Source organism: Saccharolobus solfataricus (genome assembly GCF_900079115.1).
In the GTDB taxonomy this organism is placed as follows: domain Archaea; phylum Thermoproteota; class Thermoprotei_A; order Sulfolobales; family Sulfolobaceae; genus Saccharolobus; species Saccharolobus solfataricus.
In genome coordinates this window covers 1,579,863-1,595,755 of record NZ_LT549890.1, presented here as the reverse complement: position 1 = coordinate 1,595,755, position 15,893 = coordinate 1,579,863, and the positions used below count along the sequence as shown (strand labels likewise).

Sequence of the window (15,893 nt, the reverse complement as noted above, 5' to 3'; positions counted from 1 at the left end):
ATAAGCAACCTTTTAACCACGTACGGTGATTCACGGATCCACTGCGATTTCAATTTGTTTCTCTAAAAACAGATAAGAATAATTGATTCTACATTTTCGATAATACTAATAAGAGACAAGCGTGAGGTAATATCATGGAAACTATAACAATTGACGAGAAAACCCTCTACAACCTCACTCAGCCAAGTGAGGTCATAGAAGAGCTTACACATCTCAACGGAAACCTCACGCTCGTCCCCAATATACTATCTGAAGAGGCCTCATTAAACAAATCGGTCAAGGAGATCGAGAAAATAGCCTTAGAAGATACTGACAAGACTAGCCCAAAGCACGTGAGGGGTATAAGAAGGAAAGATTATACAAAGTACAGATTCCTCAAGGGATTCAAGATCATGTTAAAAGGGAGAGAAGTCATTTACAAGCTAGAGTGGATCTCGGTGGAACTACCCGTACTGTACAATAAGGGAAGGGTGAAGACTCAAGTGGAGGAAATGTTATTAAGGGAGGAGAAGGTGTTCAAGGCTCTGATGACCATCTATTCTGTATAGCACTTTACGGTTTTCTCCTCCTCTTGAACAGTTTTTTGATCCCACCCGCCTCACGGTAAATGCTTTTTATCAATCTGGCCAACCTTTTGGCCCCGAGCATCAGACCCGTGGAGTACTTGAAGTATTGGACAACGAGGAGGGAGAGAGCCTTCAAGGCCACGAAGCCTGAGTTCCTAACCCAGGTCAAGAAGGACCCACCCTCGAGTCCCAAGGCCTTGAGCTCCCTAATCAAGACCTCGATGTCCCAACGGTTCTCCCAAGTTGTTATAATATCTTCAGCCGTGTCGTTAAGGTCGGTGGAGAAGAAATACCTCCTCCCGTAACCCTTATAATCATCTATAACAAGTAACTTTATGGGAGTCCCCAAGTACTCTACCAGGTACTCCCCTTGGGGGAACTCGCTAACGGGTACGGATCTGCCACTCTCGACGACTCGCGCGCTGGACTTGAGTTCCCCCACAGTATTCCCTTGGAGAGTCCTCGAGTTCACGTACCACGAGTCGAAGACCTTGGATTTCACATTCAAACCTGAGAGGGAGGAGAGAAACTCCAAGAGGGCATCTATCTTGGTCTTGAACTTCACCTCCTCACCCCTACGCTTGAGCTCCTCTTCCACCTTTCGGGGTATGTAGGCAATTATGTGGATCACGTAGATCTGGTTGTTCACCAGATCCTTGACGCCAATCACAAGGAGTTGGATCGCGGACTCGAATCTCTTGTGCGCCCTGCAGTAGAAGATCTGCGCCCCGTTTCTGGAGACCGGCATGGCCCTAGCGTAGAGCTTGTGGTCGTGGGTGTCGTCTATTATGAGAAGGACAGGATGATCCCCGACTAACTTCTTCACGACCTCGATTAGATTAACCTGAGCTGCCTTGTCCAAGTTATTCAGTACGGTCTCGTAGTTCATCTCGGCCTCTTGAGCTATCTCGGTAGCATTTCTTCCCACCACCGCCCCCAAGAGTAGCCTCTTGGCAACATCCTTCCTCGTTCCAGTCATGGATAGTATGACCTCGTTAACTGCCTTTTCCAATGCCTTATAGTACTCCTCCCTCGTCAATTCTTTGGTCATACCAAAATTAAAGGTTCTAATTTTAAAAAGTTTTTATGGGCCTCTTGAACTGCCAGGATTTTCCGATAAATGCTATCTGTACTAGGAGGTAAGTTGAGCGCCAAGCTGTGGATGCCCGAGATCCAAGCGAGTGGTAATTTCAAGTATGTAATAGTTGATGGGAAGTACGTGAAGCTCAAGGGAGGAAAGGGGGTCCTTCTCTCGGCGATTGGTGCGACTCCGGAAGGCAAGAGGGCCGTTCTGGACATAACCTTAAGTGTAGAGAAGGACGTCATGAGTTATTGGAGGTTCTTGGTTAGGGTTTGGAAGAAGTATAGCTTCGTCCTGGTGGTAGTTGATGGAACTAAGGCGTTGGACAAGATCTCTCTCGCCGAACTTCAAGTAAGAAGGCAAGGATGCTTGGTTCACCTCAAGCGCAACGCGTCTAAGGAGGAGAGAGAGGCGTTAAAGATCATCTCATCTACCGAGAGTGGTGAAATTAAGCACGAGACTTGTCCGAGGCTCTTAAGTTATCTCTCCGTTCCCAAGGAACTCTGGAAGTGATTCAAATCCAATAACTTGATCGAGTCCTTCAACTCTCTCTTGGAAAGGCGGAGGTTCGGTAAGTTTCACTCCCCTTGGAGGATGCTCTAGATCGCCCGAACCATAGCTAACAATTATAATCTATTAACTTGTTTTCTCATCATTGTAATAATATTACAGTGTATCTTATTTTTCTCACTTTATTAGAAATATACACAATAATTTCTTCATTGAATTATCCTAATTCATAGAGAATATTACAATTCGCAATGGAAACATGAATCGCCCACACTCCCGACTAGACAATCCTTAGTTCCTCTCCCATTTTTATATTTACAGAACAATTTCGTTGGATAAATTCTCAGCTATTTGGGAGAAAGACGGTACGCTAAGAAGATTTAAATCCTTGTGGCAAGTCGTTTCACCGAAAAGGGAAATATAATTCACTTTTAAAATTATTAACTCGTATTATTTAGCCATGAAAGTAGGAAATGCGTTGTTTAAGCTGATGAGTGAATTAGGAATTAGGCAAGTATTTGGAAACCCTGGTACTACAGAACTTAGCTTTCTAAAACACATGCCAAAAGACTTCAACTACTACCTAGCGCTCCATGACGGGATTTCGGTAGGAATGGCTGAGGGTTATTACTTTGCAACGAGAAAACCTCAAATAGTTAATTTACATTCCTCACCGGGATTAACCAACGCTATGGGTTTTATATATGAGGCTCTTATTAGCAGAATTCCCCTTATCGTATTGGTTGGGCAACAGTACTTGTATAGATTGATAGATGAACCAGTCCTCTACGGCGATTTTATAAAGATCTCTCAAGGAGTCGTTAAATCAGCATATGAGATAAGAAGTGAAAAAGACGCAATAAAAACGTTCATCAGAGCTTATAAGGAGAGTATTACTCCTCCATATGGTCCAGTGCTCATATCCTTACCTCAAGACATTCCAGATATGGAAGTGAGTGAAGGAGAGAAAGTAGATATACCCAAATATTTTGTAAGTGGCACATGTGATACGTCTGCAATAGAATTTGTATTAGATAAAGTAAAGAGCGCTAGCTCGATTGCAATAGTGGCTGGATATGAAGTTTCCATATTTAGCGCTCATGAGGAGTTAGTTAGATTAGCTGAGAAACTTAACGCTCCAATTTACACTGAACCATATTTGAGTATATTTCCAATTGACTCCTCTAATATTTTGTTTAAAGGCCCCCTATCCAGATATAAGGCTTCTGATGTAGTGAAGGAATTAGAAAAATATGATCTTGTTTTAGTCATTGGTGGATGGTTAAATTACGTTGTATTCCCAGACGTGGATATAAGGTTGAATATAGTGGAGGTAACTAGTGACTTTAAAGAGGCGTCAAAGAGGAAATGGGATACTATTGTCTGTAATCCAAAAGATTTCCTCATCAAGCTTTACAATATGTTATATAAAGGTCTAAACAAAAACATTATTAAACGTGAGAATAGGGATCTAGAGTTACAAGGTGATTTTATCACCGAAGTTTTCAAAGAAATGAAAGGTTATTTGGATAAATATACAATATTTGCAGAAATTCCTACTTATAGGGATACTTTAATAAAGATTATTGAACTAAAACCATCCTCTCTCTACATAACGAGATCTGGATTATTAGGGTGGGCACTCTCTGCATTGGTAGGTTATAGTATAAATGGGGCTAAAGTCTTGGCAATAATTGGAGATGGAAGTTTCAATTATACTCCTCAAGCATTATGGAGTGCCGTAAAATACAGTACTAGATTAAAAGTGATTGTAATTAATAACGAGGGATATGCGTCACTGTCAAGGCATGGTGTGGAGGCAGATTGGCTGTTTCCATCAACTTCGCCTTGGAAAGTTGCATTAGCCTATGGATTTGAGGCTAAGGAATCAAGGGATATAAAAAACGATTTGAAATGGTTATTCGAAGATGATAAGAGAAAATTGCTGGAAATTAGATTAGCTAGGCACTAAGACTGCCCTTCCTAAAATCCTTCCAGCTTTCAACTCCTCAAGTGCGCTATTAGCCTCCTCTAAGGGGAACGTCTTTACCTTTAATTTTACCTTATTTTGAACGTATAAGGTTACTAACTCGCTTAACTCATTATAAGTACCCACTAGATTACCAACCACCATGATCTCCCTATTTATGAAATCTAAAGTGCTATTTTTAAATTCTCCGCCATAGCCAACAATTGAGTATATTCCTCCCTTCCTTATCATCCTTAAGGCATTTTGAGGAGTGGAGTGTTCCCCGACAAAATCTATGATTGCGTCAACACCTATGTTGTCGGTCAATTTCAAGACATCACTAACGCCACTATCCTTTCCCGCTATTACTACTTCATCAGCACCCAATTCCTTAGCTAGCTTAGTCTTCTCTTCACTTATATCTATTGCAATAACTCTAGCTGGAGTGATTGCCTTAAGGGCTTGAATACCAATATGGCCTAGTCCACCAACACCAATAACACCTACAATGCTTCCAGGATAGAGGTATTGAGAAATCTTCTTTACGGCATGGTATGCAGTTATTCCGGCATCAGCTAAGGGTGCCATTGGTATTATATCAATCCCCTTGGGGATCTTTATGGCAGAGAAAGCTGAGGTCCTTAAATATTCTGCATAACCGCCATCAGTACCGTCTAATCCAGGGAATTTCCCATATGGACAATGCATATCGTTTCCAGACCTACACGCTCTACAATGTCTACAAGTAATGTAGGGATGTAATATTACTTGATCTCCCACATCTAACCAGTCTACGGCATTACCCTTTTCCTCTATTATACCGACGTTTTCGTGACCTATGGTAAATGGTAACTTAGGATTTAGTACGTCTTTCCATACTCCTTCGATAATGTGCAAGTCAGTCCTACAGACTCCCGCTCCTCTAATTCTAACTACTATATCATATGGTCCAGAGACCCTAGGTTTATTAACCTCATCTAAGGACAAAGGTTTATTATATTCATGAATTCTAACTGCTTTCATTTTCTTTTAGCCTCATATATTAGTCTACAAAACTCGCCATTTATACTTAGCGTTAGCTTACTTAGCCTATCATCCCTCTCCCTTTTTACCCTAAATCTTTCCCTTATCGCCTCATAACTGTTTCCCTCAACTTCATTCTTATAGCACTCCTCAAAACTCTTCCCATTATTTATACAACTAGTTAACTTCTCAGCATCATGGTGATCTACCACTTGAATTAATACGCCATTATAACTTTCACTCAGTTTTCGTTTAACATCCTCTAAGATCATATATAGGAAAAGGGGAGGACACCAGAAAGTGGGAGGAGATAACGTAACTTTTATCTTGCCTTCTTCAATCTCTATATTTCTTATGAAACCCATTTTCACTATGGAGTAATTGGTTTCTGGGTCGATCACATCCTCAAGCATTACTTTACACCTTTACTATGAGTGGTTTAGCTCTCTTACCAACTTCATCATCTCTGGGAGGTAGTGGAATTCCCCATAGTTTAGAAGCGTTTTCAAAAAGGATCTTCTTCTTTATATCTAACGTTAGTTCCACACCGTATTCTTTCTTCACATCTTCGGGTAGCTCAAATTTAGCGAACTCTTCCAATATCCACTTTGGATTCCAAATTGCGTAATCTGAACCCATTAAAATCCTATCCGGACCTAACCAAAATAGCAATTCTGCCATAATCTGAGCGAAGTATCTAGGTCTCTTATGTATGAAGGCTGAGGCAACTGCTAGCCCAGCGTAAATGTTCTTATCTTGAACTGCAGTCCATACGAAATCGTCTAATCTAGGCAATCCTATATGCGTAACTACGAACTTAATTTCTGGGAAAGAAGACGCTGCAGCATCAACGTCAGTTATGTCAAATGCGTCCTTATCCAAAGGCCATACTGTTGGTCCCTTGTGTGCAACTAAAATATCTATCCCTAAGCTCTTACTGAACTCTATAAACTCAAATGCTTCCTTAGAGTCTAACCTCCATCCCCTTGATAGCTTACCATTAACGTCCTTCCACTCCGCAGTATACAATTTAACATGTCTCATCTGCCAAGGCTTAACCCTATATCTTCTAACATCTTCCTCTAACTTTTCCTTACCCTCCTCACCATCCCTAGGATCCCATCTAGTTCCTATAACGAACCTATTAGGATTATTTAACGCTAGTTTACCAAACTCCTCAGTATTTCCAAAAGATTCACGATAAAAGTATTGCAAATATTGGGGTTGAGTTATCGCTACGTCAACATAACCGTTAATGAAGACATCCTCAATCATCCTATTTGAACCGTAATATTTGAAAGTATTATAGTCCATGAAGTAATCCTCTGGAGTTAACGACTTATGATAGTCGTAGAAACAATCAATCCAACCCTTTGCCAAATCTGGTCTTAACCAATTCTCCTCATTAGCCTTCCATACGTGGACGTGGTAATCGATTACTGGAATCTCTTCCAGTGGTGTTTCACCAAATTATTTCATTTGAAAGATATAATATTAGTCCTTTCAAAAAGAGATTGATATAGAGAAAAACAATAAAATTATTATGAAACATAACATGTTAAAATAATTTGCAAAAAATATAGCGTACAATTCTAATAATAAGAGGAGAATTCTGAATTTTTCTCACGTGGTGAAAACGACGTGCATAGTCTCCTCTGAACACCGAGAAAGTTAGAGAAGCTTGACGAATGAATCGAAGGACAAAACCTTCTTACACGTGGACTTGAAGTTAAAGAGAAGATGATTCACTAGATTCCACGCAGAATCCAGAACCGTGTAATAGAGGAACAAGAAGATCTTATTACTCAACTTCCTAACATACCTTATCCTTGCCTTCCTAACCTTAAAACCCTCCTCAACTTGCCACCTCAACCTATAGAGTTCAGCCAGTTCATAGGGATCTCCCTCGAAGTTCGTTACGAACATGAAGTGCCTCGGCTTCCCCTTAACGTAAACCACATCGTAATAATAAAGCCCTTCAAATTCCAAGACCCTATACGCAACGTAAACCTTGTCCTTAACCTCATATCTCTTCTCAACTAATGGAACGTTAGATAGTTCCTTGAATCCCTTCAAGTTCGACTTTCCTCTCACAATGGTCTTCACGGGCATTTCCTTGATGACCCCTAGGTTCAAGAATCCGGCGTCAGCTACAACGTAATCTATTTCCATGTATTGGCTTACTTCCCTCACGCTCCTGAGTAGGAACTGTGATGGACTGTCGCTTCTCAAATCTGCTACCTCCACTAGGAGGGGTAACCTTAAGGGATATACGAGGTCCAAGGATCTCATCTTTACTCCTTTTCTCTTCCAGTTGTAGAGTAGAAAGCCCTCTGCTTTTTCTTGTTCCTTTTCTCCCACGGTTAATCCGGTCTCATCTACAGCGACTACGTTGATCTCTCCCTTTACTTCTCTGTAGATTGGGTAGAACTTGAAGGTTCTCTGACCTTTACTAATTACTTTCTCGCCTCGTCTTACTACCTTCAAGTAGTATTTTCCTCTGTTTCCGGTTAGCAAGGATGGTGCTGCTTTCACTATTTCCGGGTCTAGATCTTGAGAGATAACGTTAATATTGTTTGTTGCTAAAGTTATAGCGAGGGACTTCAGCTCCGTTTTGGGTAATATCATGGTTTGCATAACGGAGTTATGGAGTCCCTCGCTTTAACCTTTTCTTGTTCATCTCGTCCTTCCACCTACTTTCCTCTATTGATAATACTAGACAAATGGTATTACTCTTTATATATAAACTCGTTTTCTGTTAGTTTCTTCAACAAATATGAAAATTTTTTGCTTCTTGTGTTGAAATAAGCCGATTTTTCTAACTCCGCTCTGATATTTTTCTCTTCCATAGAAATTGTATCATTTTGAGTAAAATTGGTGAAACACCACTGGTGATAACTTCAAGTTTTCCTCACCAAATAAGATAAGGTTTTTATTATTATTAACAAATACTCAACCCGTGAAAGAGCCTTATAAGAGTTTATTGGGAAAGCTCGGTGAACTCAACCCACCCTCACGGAAGGGAATTTCATCCCCTTAACCTACTTTGCTGAAGTTTTATGAAGCACACAAGGTTAAGCTTCACAGTAGGAAATTGCACACTGCTTTGGCTAGGAAGTTGGCTAGGATTATATGGAGTGTTTGGTATAATAATAGGCCTTATGAGCCTAAATAGGTGAATCCCTCCCTCGAATCGTCACGTGGGTTGAAAGGACTCACGTGGCAACCTTAGTTGACACTATGCTTGAAGTTTGACCGAAAGGTTTATTACTGAACGCCTCCAATTTTTGTAAGGACATTTCATTTAAATCGTTATACACAAAAAGGTCGCAATTTTCACATGAGATGCCATCTCCCTTTACACTCCTTTTTAGGATAGTTATGATTAAAAGGCCTAGATGCTAATCTAAACTGATGAGAGAAGAAGCAGAAAAATGGTTGAGACAAGCCTTAGAAGATTTAGCAACTGCTAAAGATACTATCACAACTGGTCATTATTATGCTTCAGCCTTTTGGGCCGAACAAGCTGCTGAGAAAGCTCTAAAAGCACTCTTAATAGCGGGAGGAAAGATCGAGAGGACTCATGACTTAAATGAGTTGTTAGAGATAATAAAGGAAGAGATAGGATTATCCGTAGAGGAGATAAGAAGTGAAGTAATCAAACTTACTTTACATTATACTATCTCTAGATATCCTGATGCTGCAAATACTATACCATATTCGTTATATAGTAAGGAAGATGCTGAGGAGTTAGTAAAAAAAGCGGAAAAGGTGATAGAATGGGTAAAGCGAAATCTGCATTAAAAAGTCAAGTTGAATTGGTAAAAGTCGCAATAGAATTTATTAATGATATAAGTAATGAAATTAAAATTGAAGATATATACGTAGTGGGTTCTAGGGCCAGAGGAGATTACTTAGAGACAAGTGACATAGATTTAGTCATAATATCGCGAGACTTTAAAGGCTTAAGGTATATTGATAGACTTGAAAAACTCGGAAAGTACCTGAAAGCACGCGTAGAATTCTTTGCTTTTACTCCCGAGGAATGGAATGACTCTGCATCTCTTTTCGTTAAACAAATGAAAAAAGAAGCTAAGAGGCTAAAGGACTTAGCAAAAGAGATCGGACTATCTTTTTAACTTAACGGGGGCGTTCAGTAATAAACCTTTCGGCCAAACTTCAAGCATAGTACTAGCTAACATTGCCACGTGGGTCCTTTCAACCCACGTGGCGATTCGGGGGAGGGCTTACTTATTTAGGCTCATAAGGCCTATTATTATACCAAACACTCCAAACAACCCTTGCCAACTTCCTAGCCAAAGCAACATACAACTTCCTACCTTTCAACCTATCCTTGTGTGTCTCATAAAACTTCAACAAAGTAGGGTTCCTAGAATAATTCCTCACTGCCAAAAAGTAGAACAAGCTACGCAAGTACTTATTACCCCTCTTGGAAATCCCCCTACTTATCACAGCTCTTCCACTCCTCTCAACTACGGGATCTAAACCACAATAAGCCACAAAGGACTCTGGTTTAGGAAAACGCCTAATATCACCAACAATACCAGCTGCAAGCTTCCCAACACCTGGTATAGTCAATAGGACATGATCTTGAGGAACTTGCCCTTCAATCATCCTCCTAACCTCCTTCAACCTCTCTTGAATCTCAAGGAGGTTTTTAGCCAAGATTTTGATCTCCTCAAGCACTATTGGCGTGTATTCAAGTTGGTAGAGCTCTTCTCGTGTAAAATCTCCTTTCGCAAGTCTTTCCAACCTATCCTTGTTTACCTTATCGTTATCACTTACTAAGAATAATGCCCTCTTTAACCTATTCTTGTATTTCGTCTCTATGTCCTTTAGGAAGAGGTAGAGTGTTGTCATTTCCTTTAAGGGGTTGTAATCTTACTCCTTAGCCCTGTTAACCATGTTTTCTAATTTTTCTGCATCGTAAAAATCTGTTTTCTTTCCCCTAAGCTCTTTTTCTCTTGATAACACGTTTGGGCTGACTTGTAGTACTTTTATCCCTTTCTCCTTGAAGTATTGTGAAGGCCTTATTGCGTATACTCCGGTAGGCTCTAGGACTATTACGCAAGGTTTCATCTTGAGGATTTCCTCATAACCCTTCTTACTGTTCTCGTATCTTCTCACCCTCCCCCTGCTAGTTATTAAATGTTCTTTTGATATATCTATTCCTATTACCCCTACCTCTTTGTCACACCTATATTCGTGAATTTTATCACAATGTTCAGTCCGACGGTAGGGGTTAGTCACGCCCGTAGCCGAAGACTTTGCTTCAGAACTCACGTCGACCATGTTTCCCCAGTCGAGGAGAGTATTACTCTCCCCGACTAATAAACCTATATAGGGAATTCACGCAAAACTAGATTATAAACAAAATTAAGTATTACAAGAGAAAATGAAATAAACAAGTAAGGAGTAAAACAAGATAAGCCCAGGGACACTAATGGGATAAAAACCCATTTGAGAGGCTGGCTGTGAAGCCTCTTAAAGAGATTTGAAAACTTGCAAAATGCAAGGTTAATGCAAAAACACACACCTCTATTGTGGAAACTTTTTTATGGAATTTACATAATTTAAGTATGATAAGAAGGAGGTGTAGTAGTTGAAGGGATATAATTACCTCATGATAGGTGCATTAGTGACTTTATTAGTAATTCTTTCTATTTTTACGACATCTTTATCTATTTTAAATCCCTTTCTTGGGATTTGGTACTCCTCTGGTAACGTAAATATGCTAAACGAAATCGTTTCCATCCCTGGCTTAAGTGGTAACGTAAATATATACATAGATAGTAATGGAATAGCTCATATTTACGCAAACAATCTTCATGATCTCTTTCTCGCTGAAGGTTATTACGAAGCTAGTCAAAGATTATTTGAAATAGAATTATTTGGCCTTTTAGCTATGGGAAATTTAAGCTCTTGGGTTGGTGCGAAAGCGTTATCCTCGGATATCGCGATGCATTTAATAGGAATACCGCAGAATGCAATAATGAGTGCTCAATACTTAAAGCACAACTATCCAACAATTTACTCATATCTGGAAGCCTTCTCTCAAGGTGTTAATGATTATATAAATACTTTAAACTATAGGGATTTACCCTTAGAGTTCAAGTTATTAAATGTTAGACCTTATTATTGGTCACCAGATTATTCGTTAGCTTTTGGGGAATATATGGGTTGGAGTTTAACTTCAGGATTTAATGATGAACTTAAATCTGCACTACTTTACACATACTTCAACTATTCAGAAATCAACGAAATTAATCCATATTATCCTCATTTCATAGATGGAAATCTTACTGTCATCCCTGGGGATGGTACAGTTAACGGTTATAATTTAACCGATCAAGGGATTTCACCTCAGTATTTATGGTCGCTAAACTGGTATCAATCATGGGCTACTGGCATAAATAAAGATGAGTTTAAAGATCTAGTACCACTAATGAAGTATGCCATACTGAACATTTCAGATCCTTTTATCTTGTTTCCGAAATTTGCAAGCAACTCATGGGTTATAACTTCTGATTTTTCCACTCAAGGTCCGATACTGGCTAACGACCCGCATTTACCTTTATTTGATCCATCAGTCTGGATTCCATTACAACTTATAGCCCCTGCGTTTAACGTAACCGGTTGGTCATTGGTTGGTATACCAGGGGTTCTAATAGGACATACCGCCTACACTGCATGGGGATTAACGACACCAGAAGGGAGTTCTTCAGACGCTTATCTGGAAATAGTGAATGGAAGTCAGTATTATTATAATGGTAAATGGTATCAAATGAATGAGTATAATTACACATTAATGGGCAGAACGTATACCGTTTACTATACTAATAATGGACCACTAGTAGCTAGGTATAAGAACTACGGAATAAGTCTGTATTGGTCTGCGTGGAAAGAGCCGATTCTTACAGTAATTTCCATACTTCTTTTAGATAATTCAACGTCCTTTAATGATTTAATAAATGCAGCAAAGTATTGGGTAATTCCCCCACAGAACTTGGCAATTGTAAGTAAGCATCATGCAGGAATAATTGTAGCTGGGCTGTATCCACTTATAAATGAGACTTTACCTAATGGTAAAAGCGTATTGGTAGTGGGTGCAAGAACGCCATTAAACGGTACTGTTACGAAGTACGAACCAATTGGTTATATACCCTTCAAATACTTGCCGCAGACATTTGACCCTGTAAGGGGGTTCGCCTTTGCACCTAATCAACCCACTGTTTGGATAAATTATCCATTTCCATTTATTGGTGGATTCTGGAGCTCCGGTGGTAGAGCTGAAGATATTTATCATTATTTAGAGTATCAACGAAGTGTTAACATTAGTGATATGATGAAATTGCAATCCAACGTTACCGATTATTGGGCATCATTACTTACTCCCCTTATAATAAAGGCTATGGTCAATAACACGAATGGCAGTATTCAAGGAACTGCATTTAACTATCTACGTAATTGGAACTTCACATTTTACCAAAACGAGGTAGCGCCTACAATATATACTTATATTGTTGCCGAAATGGTGAATAATAGCATTGCGAAAATACTTAATAAAATGGGTTTAGACATATTAGATATAGCTAGTATACCTTATATTGTACCTGACTTCATATATATTGCACAATACGATCCTACATCAATTTGGGTTAATGGAAACTTCACTAACTTAGTTAGGCAATCGTTTGTTAAAGCGATCTCGTTATTAGAACAGAATTTAGGAGACAATATAAGTCAATGGTATTGGGGAAGAGTACATTTCTTAGAAATTTACAACCCATTGGGATTAAAGGCACTTTCCGTTGGACCTATTCCAATATTTGGTGATCCTCATACGCTTGCAGTTGGTTCAACTCCTTATATTCCCACAGTTCCTTTACCTTATGTAACAATAGGTTCATCGCTTAGGTTTATAGCTTCACCTTACTCTTCACAATTCTATGGAATATTCCCAGGTGGTCCTTCAGAGAGTCTAGTTAGCGCGTTTAGAGAGAATCAATTACCCCTATGGTTATCCTTCAAATATATTTCCTATTCAGGATATAATTATACCATAATAGCAAAAATAACATTGGAGGCGTAATAGTAATGAAAGGTACAAATACGATTTACATTATCATTTCGTCAATACTATTAGCATATATAATGCAAATTTTTGTATTGTATCCATTTACAGCAGTAGCTATAGGAATACCCTTAGGATTATTAAGCAGAAAGTATTCAGCGATAGGAGGTTTTCTCATAGGATTCTTATCCTCACTTTCCCTATATCTAATTTACCCTATAAACGCTGTTAGTAAAATAGCAGAAATAATTGGACAACTAATTGGAATTAACCCATTTCTAGTTGTACTTCTTTACCCACTAATTTACGGTACAATATCATTAATAAGTGCTCTACTATTTTATTATATAGTTAGGCTGAATAAATGATATAGTCTTTAGCTAACAGATTAATTTTTATAGAATTCAATAACAAATAATAAACTAAAATTGATAAAAATTTTTCTTGTTATTCCAGACATATCTCCACTAAAATTGTTTCGGATCTTTCTTCTAATCTCCTTCATGTTTATCAGGAAAAAAGATTATATGTTATAGAAGTTTCTCATTTCCTTACTTACCACCTTTTTTTCTTAATAATTTAATAAGCGGAATTACCACTATTAATAATACGAGTGTTATGAATGCAGTTATTCCAATATTAAGCCATAGTTCTGGTGTATTAACATGAATTCCACTTTCTGATTCATTAACTTGCATAACGCTTATCTCTCCATTTCCATAAAGAACTACATTATTGCCTATGTTTCCGACAATGTATTTGCCCCCAGGTATATAATAAGGTTTGCCTCCAATTATGATCGTACTCATTAAAATAATTGGCTGGTTTACCCCTAAAACATTTTCGTAGGCATAATTCACGTTGCTACTGTTGGTAATAACCACGCCGGATACTACTTGACCATTAATTAATTTTCCATCATTATAAACTAAATAGCCATTTGAGGTTTTTAGAAGTACTGAAGATTCGAAGATGTAAATCTCAGATACTGATGGCACAACATTTCCGTTAATACTTACTGGAACTGAATTTAATTTAATTTCATTGGGGGTAGTGGAAAAAGGTATTTTAAGACTGTTCGTATCAATTAATTCGCTTACTGTAATTGCTGGACATAATAATATAAGGGGAATATTATCTATGGAAATGTTTTTTCCACCATTGGTAAAAGATAATATTGTTGAGACAAGGGTATTATTGCTTTTATTGGTGTAAGTTATTAGCGGATAAAGATTTGGTGTAGATGGAACACAAGAAATACTTATTAATCCTGGAGATAAGAATGGATATGAAATAGTAATATTCTTTATAGGATTATAGAGCATTACTTCAGAGGTATTATAGAACGTTAGGTAGTCTTGAGTTAAATCTGCTATCTCCCCATTAAAACTAACATTAAACTCGCTTACTCCACCAGAAGTTAGATTTATGACGTTAATAATGTATTGGAGGTTATTATTTGCCGTTATGATATAGAGGAAGTTATTATTAGGGTTGAGAACAGCATAGGGTTTGCCTGTGAAATTTTCGCCATCCTTCTCAAAGGACAACGGTAGACCAGTTGTAACAAATGATATTGTTCTAGTAGAATTGGTTATTAAGTTATATGCATTTATGATTATTTCAACTTTAGGTATAACTACTGTGTAACCGTAAACTTCTTCATTTGTAGTTGATAAGATTTTGCTTGCTACATTAAAAGCATAAATTCCATCATTGTCACCATAAAAGTTATTTACATTTACACTTAACTCCTTAAGATTTAGCTTATAGTATTTCATGGTTAATGTATTTATCACATAAACTGTTGTACCATTTAAAAGAAAAGACGTCATGAAATTTGAGACTACATTAAAATAAGGTTCTACAAAAACCAGCAAGTAGTTAGAGTAAGAGTAAAGATGTGCTATCCCCTCTAAAGGTAACTTAATCGTATAACCACTTAAATTCATTAAGAAAAGTTGTGTTGTGTTTTGAATATGATACACTACTCCTATTAGATTATTAGTAACAAAAACATAACTAACATTTGAAGGAAAGAGTTGAGGAGAAGCAAAGAAACTAATTAGCAAGAGTGGTATTAAGAGTGTTGCTTTCATATGTGAAAAGGGTGAGGAGAATGATTATATATTTTTTCGTAAGAATATATCTAATAAATCATGTTAATCTTAAAAATTAATTTGATAAACCTATTATTATACATATCCTAATTTCCTTGAGACGAAACTATGTTTTCACTCTATTCAATCCCATAATTCTCTAAGAAATCATGTAGTACTTTACGATAGACCTTAAATTCATTTTACAAAAAATATCTGAATGTGTGATAGCGTAGTCATTATGTTATAAATTATGAAATTAACCTTCTCTCCCATAAGACTAGGACTCACACCATTAGAATACATTTTTAAAGCTTCCTCCCTCAACTCCCTAGAATGGTAAATAGCATCACCCAAGAAGTACCTACCGCAATCCCTACACAAATACCTCTGCCTACCTAACTACACTTAACTACATGATGAGAACCACAAGATGGACAAGAAACGTCTTGCCTAACTACAGCCTTCCTACCCATAAGTAATACTCGTTATACAAATATAAATAGCTTAATAGCGACACCATCTCCACTCTCATAAAAGGAGTATTTAA

Annotated in this window: 11 protein-coding genes and 5 pseudogenes; 8 read left to right on the top strand and 8 right to left on the bottom strand. The window is 38.0% G+C overall.

Annotated features, from left to right (window positions below; all coding sequences use genetic code 11):
- Positions 1 to 134: 134 nt before the first annotated feature.
- A pseudogene (locus SSOP1_RS08530) lies at positions 135 to 545 on the top strand (IS256 family transposase); the annotation flags it as partial.
- Between the two features lie 7 nt (positions 546 to 552).
- Here SSOP1_RS08530 and SSOP1_RS08525 read toward each other — a convergent pair.
- Positions 553 to 1,617: a transposase gene (locus SSOP1_RS08525; RefSeq protein WP_010923546.1), complete on the bottom strand. Its 1,065-nt coding sequence runs from the start codon at positions 1,615 to 1,617 to the stop codon at positions 553 to 555.
- A 75-nt stretch (positions 1,618 to 1,692) separates the two neighbouring features.
- On the opposite strand from SSOP1_RS08525, the pseudogene SSOP1_RS08520 reads away from it, so the two are divergent.
- Positions 1,693 to 2,346: pseudogene (locus tag SSOP1_RS08520) on the top strand (transposase); the annotation flags it as partial.
- A gap of 271 nt (positions 2,347 to 2,617) precedes the next feature.
- Positions 2,618 to 4,129 carry a thiamine pyrophosphate-binding protein gene (locus SSOP1_RS08515; protein WP_010923544.1) on the top strand — a complete coding sequence of 504 codons (1,512 nt, stop codon included), beginning with the start codon at positions 2,618 to 2,620 and terminating at the stop codon, positions 4,127 to 4,129.
- On the opposite strand, the gene SSOP1_RS08510 is transcribed toward SSOP1_RS08515, so the two are convergent.
- The 4 genes from SSOP1_RS08510 to SSOP1_RS08495 form a co-directional block, all read right to left on the bottom strand.
- On the bottom strand, positions 4,115 to 5,149 hold the full coding sequence (locus SSOP1_RS08510; RefSeq protein ID WP_009990900.1) for an NAD(P)-dependent alcohol dehydrogenase: 1,035 nt from the start codon (positions 5,147 to 5,149) through the stop codon (positions 4,115 to 4,117). The genes SSOP1_RS08515 and SSOP1_RS08510 overlap by 15 nt on opposite strands.
- The gene (locus SSOP1_RS08505; protein WP_009990902.1) at positions 5,146 to 5,562 is read right to left on the bottom strand and encodes a metal-sulfur cluster assembly factor; all 417 of its coding nucleotides are present in this window, start codon (positions 5,560 to 5,562) and stop codon (positions 5,146 to 5,148) included. The genes SSOP1_RS08510 and SSOP1_RS08505 overlap by 4 nt, the downstream gene beginning before the upstream one ends.
- A 4-nt stretch (positions 5,563 to 5,566) precedes the next feature.
- Positions 5,567 to 6,586: an amidohydrolase family protein gene (locus tag SSOP1_RS08500; protein WP_048054235.1), complete on the bottom strand. Its 1,020-nt coding sequence runs from the start codon at positions 6,584 to 6,586 to the stop codon at positions 5,567 to 5,569.
- 234 nt (positions 6,587 to 6,820) lie between these two features.
- A complete protein-coding gene (locus tag SSOP1_RS08495) occupies positions 6,821 to 7,786 on the bottom strand; it encodes an ISH3-like element ISC1439A family transposase (RefSeq protein ID WP_010923283.1) in 966 nt (321 codons plus the stop codon).
- Between the two features lie 403 nt (positions 7,787 to 8,189).
- Here SSOP1_RS08495 and SSOP1_RS17085 point away from each other — a divergent pair.
- The 3 genes and pseudogenes from SSOP1_RS17085 to SSOP1_RS08485 all read left to right on the top strand — a co-directional run.
- Positions 8,190 to 8,324 (top strand): annotated as a pseudogene (locus tag SSOP1_RS17085) (IS110 family transposase); the annotation flags it as partial.
- Between the two features lie 239 nt (positions 8,325 to 8,563).
- Positions 8,564 to 8,953, top strand: coding sequence for a HEPN domain-containing protein (locus SSOP1_RS08490; RefSeq protein WP_010923542.1), 390 nt, complete (start codon positions 8,564 to 8,566; stop codon positions 8,951 to 8,953).
- Positions 8,929 to 9,288, top strand: coding sequence for a nucleotidyltransferase domain-containing protein (locus SSOP1_RS08485; RefSeq protein ID WP_010923541.1), 360 nt, complete (start codon positions 8,929 to 8,931; stop codon positions 9,286 to 9,288). Before SSOP1_RS08490 ends, SSOP1_RS08485 begins: the two co-directional genes overlap by 25 nt.
- Before the next feature lie 112 nt (positions 9,289 to 9,400).
- On the opposite strand, the pseudogene SSOP1_RS08480 reads toward SSOP1_RS08485, so the two are convergent.
- Positions 9,401 to 10,462 (bottom strand): annotated as a pseudogene (locus SSOP1_RS08480) (IS110 family RNA-guided transposase).
- Positions 10,463 to 10,793: 331 nt separating this feature from the next.
- Between SSOP1_RS08480 and SSOP1_RS08475 the strand changes: the two are divergent.
- Positions 10,794 to 13,262: a penicillin acylase family protein gene (locus tag SSOP1_RS08475; RefSeq protein ID WP_173645078.1), complete on the top strand. Its 2,469-nt coding sequence runs from the start codon at positions 10,794 to 10,796 to the stop codon at positions 13,260 to 13,262.
- Positions 13,263 to 13,267: 5 nt separating this feature from the next.
- Positions 13,268 to 13,612, top strand: a complete 345-nt coding sequence (locus tag SSOP1_RS08470; RefSeq protein ID WP_010923537.1) for a hypothetical protein — start codon at positions 13,268 to 13,270, stop codon at positions 13,610 to 13,612.
- A 183-nt stretch (positions 13,613 to 13,795) separates the two neighbouring features.
- Here the strand turns inward: SSOP1_RS08470 and SSOP1_RS08465 are convergent, their stop codons facing one another.
- Together SSOP1_RS08465 and SSOP1_RS17665 are read right to left on the bottom strand one after the other, a co-directional pair.
- Positions 13,796 to 15,343 (bottom strand): hypothetical protein, encoded by a 1,548-nt coding sequence (locus SSOP1_RS08465; RefSeq protein ID WP_010923536.1) that lies wholly within the window; start codon positions 15,341 to 15,343, stop codon positions 13,796 to 13,798.
- A gap of 234 nt (positions 15,344 to 15,577) precedes the next feature.
- Positions 15,578 to 15,819 (bottom strand): annotated as a pseudogene (locus tag SSOP1_RS17665) (IS1/IS1595 family N-terminal zinc-binding domain-containing protein); the annotation flags it as partial.
- Positions 15,820 to 15,893 lie beyond the last annotated feature (74 nt).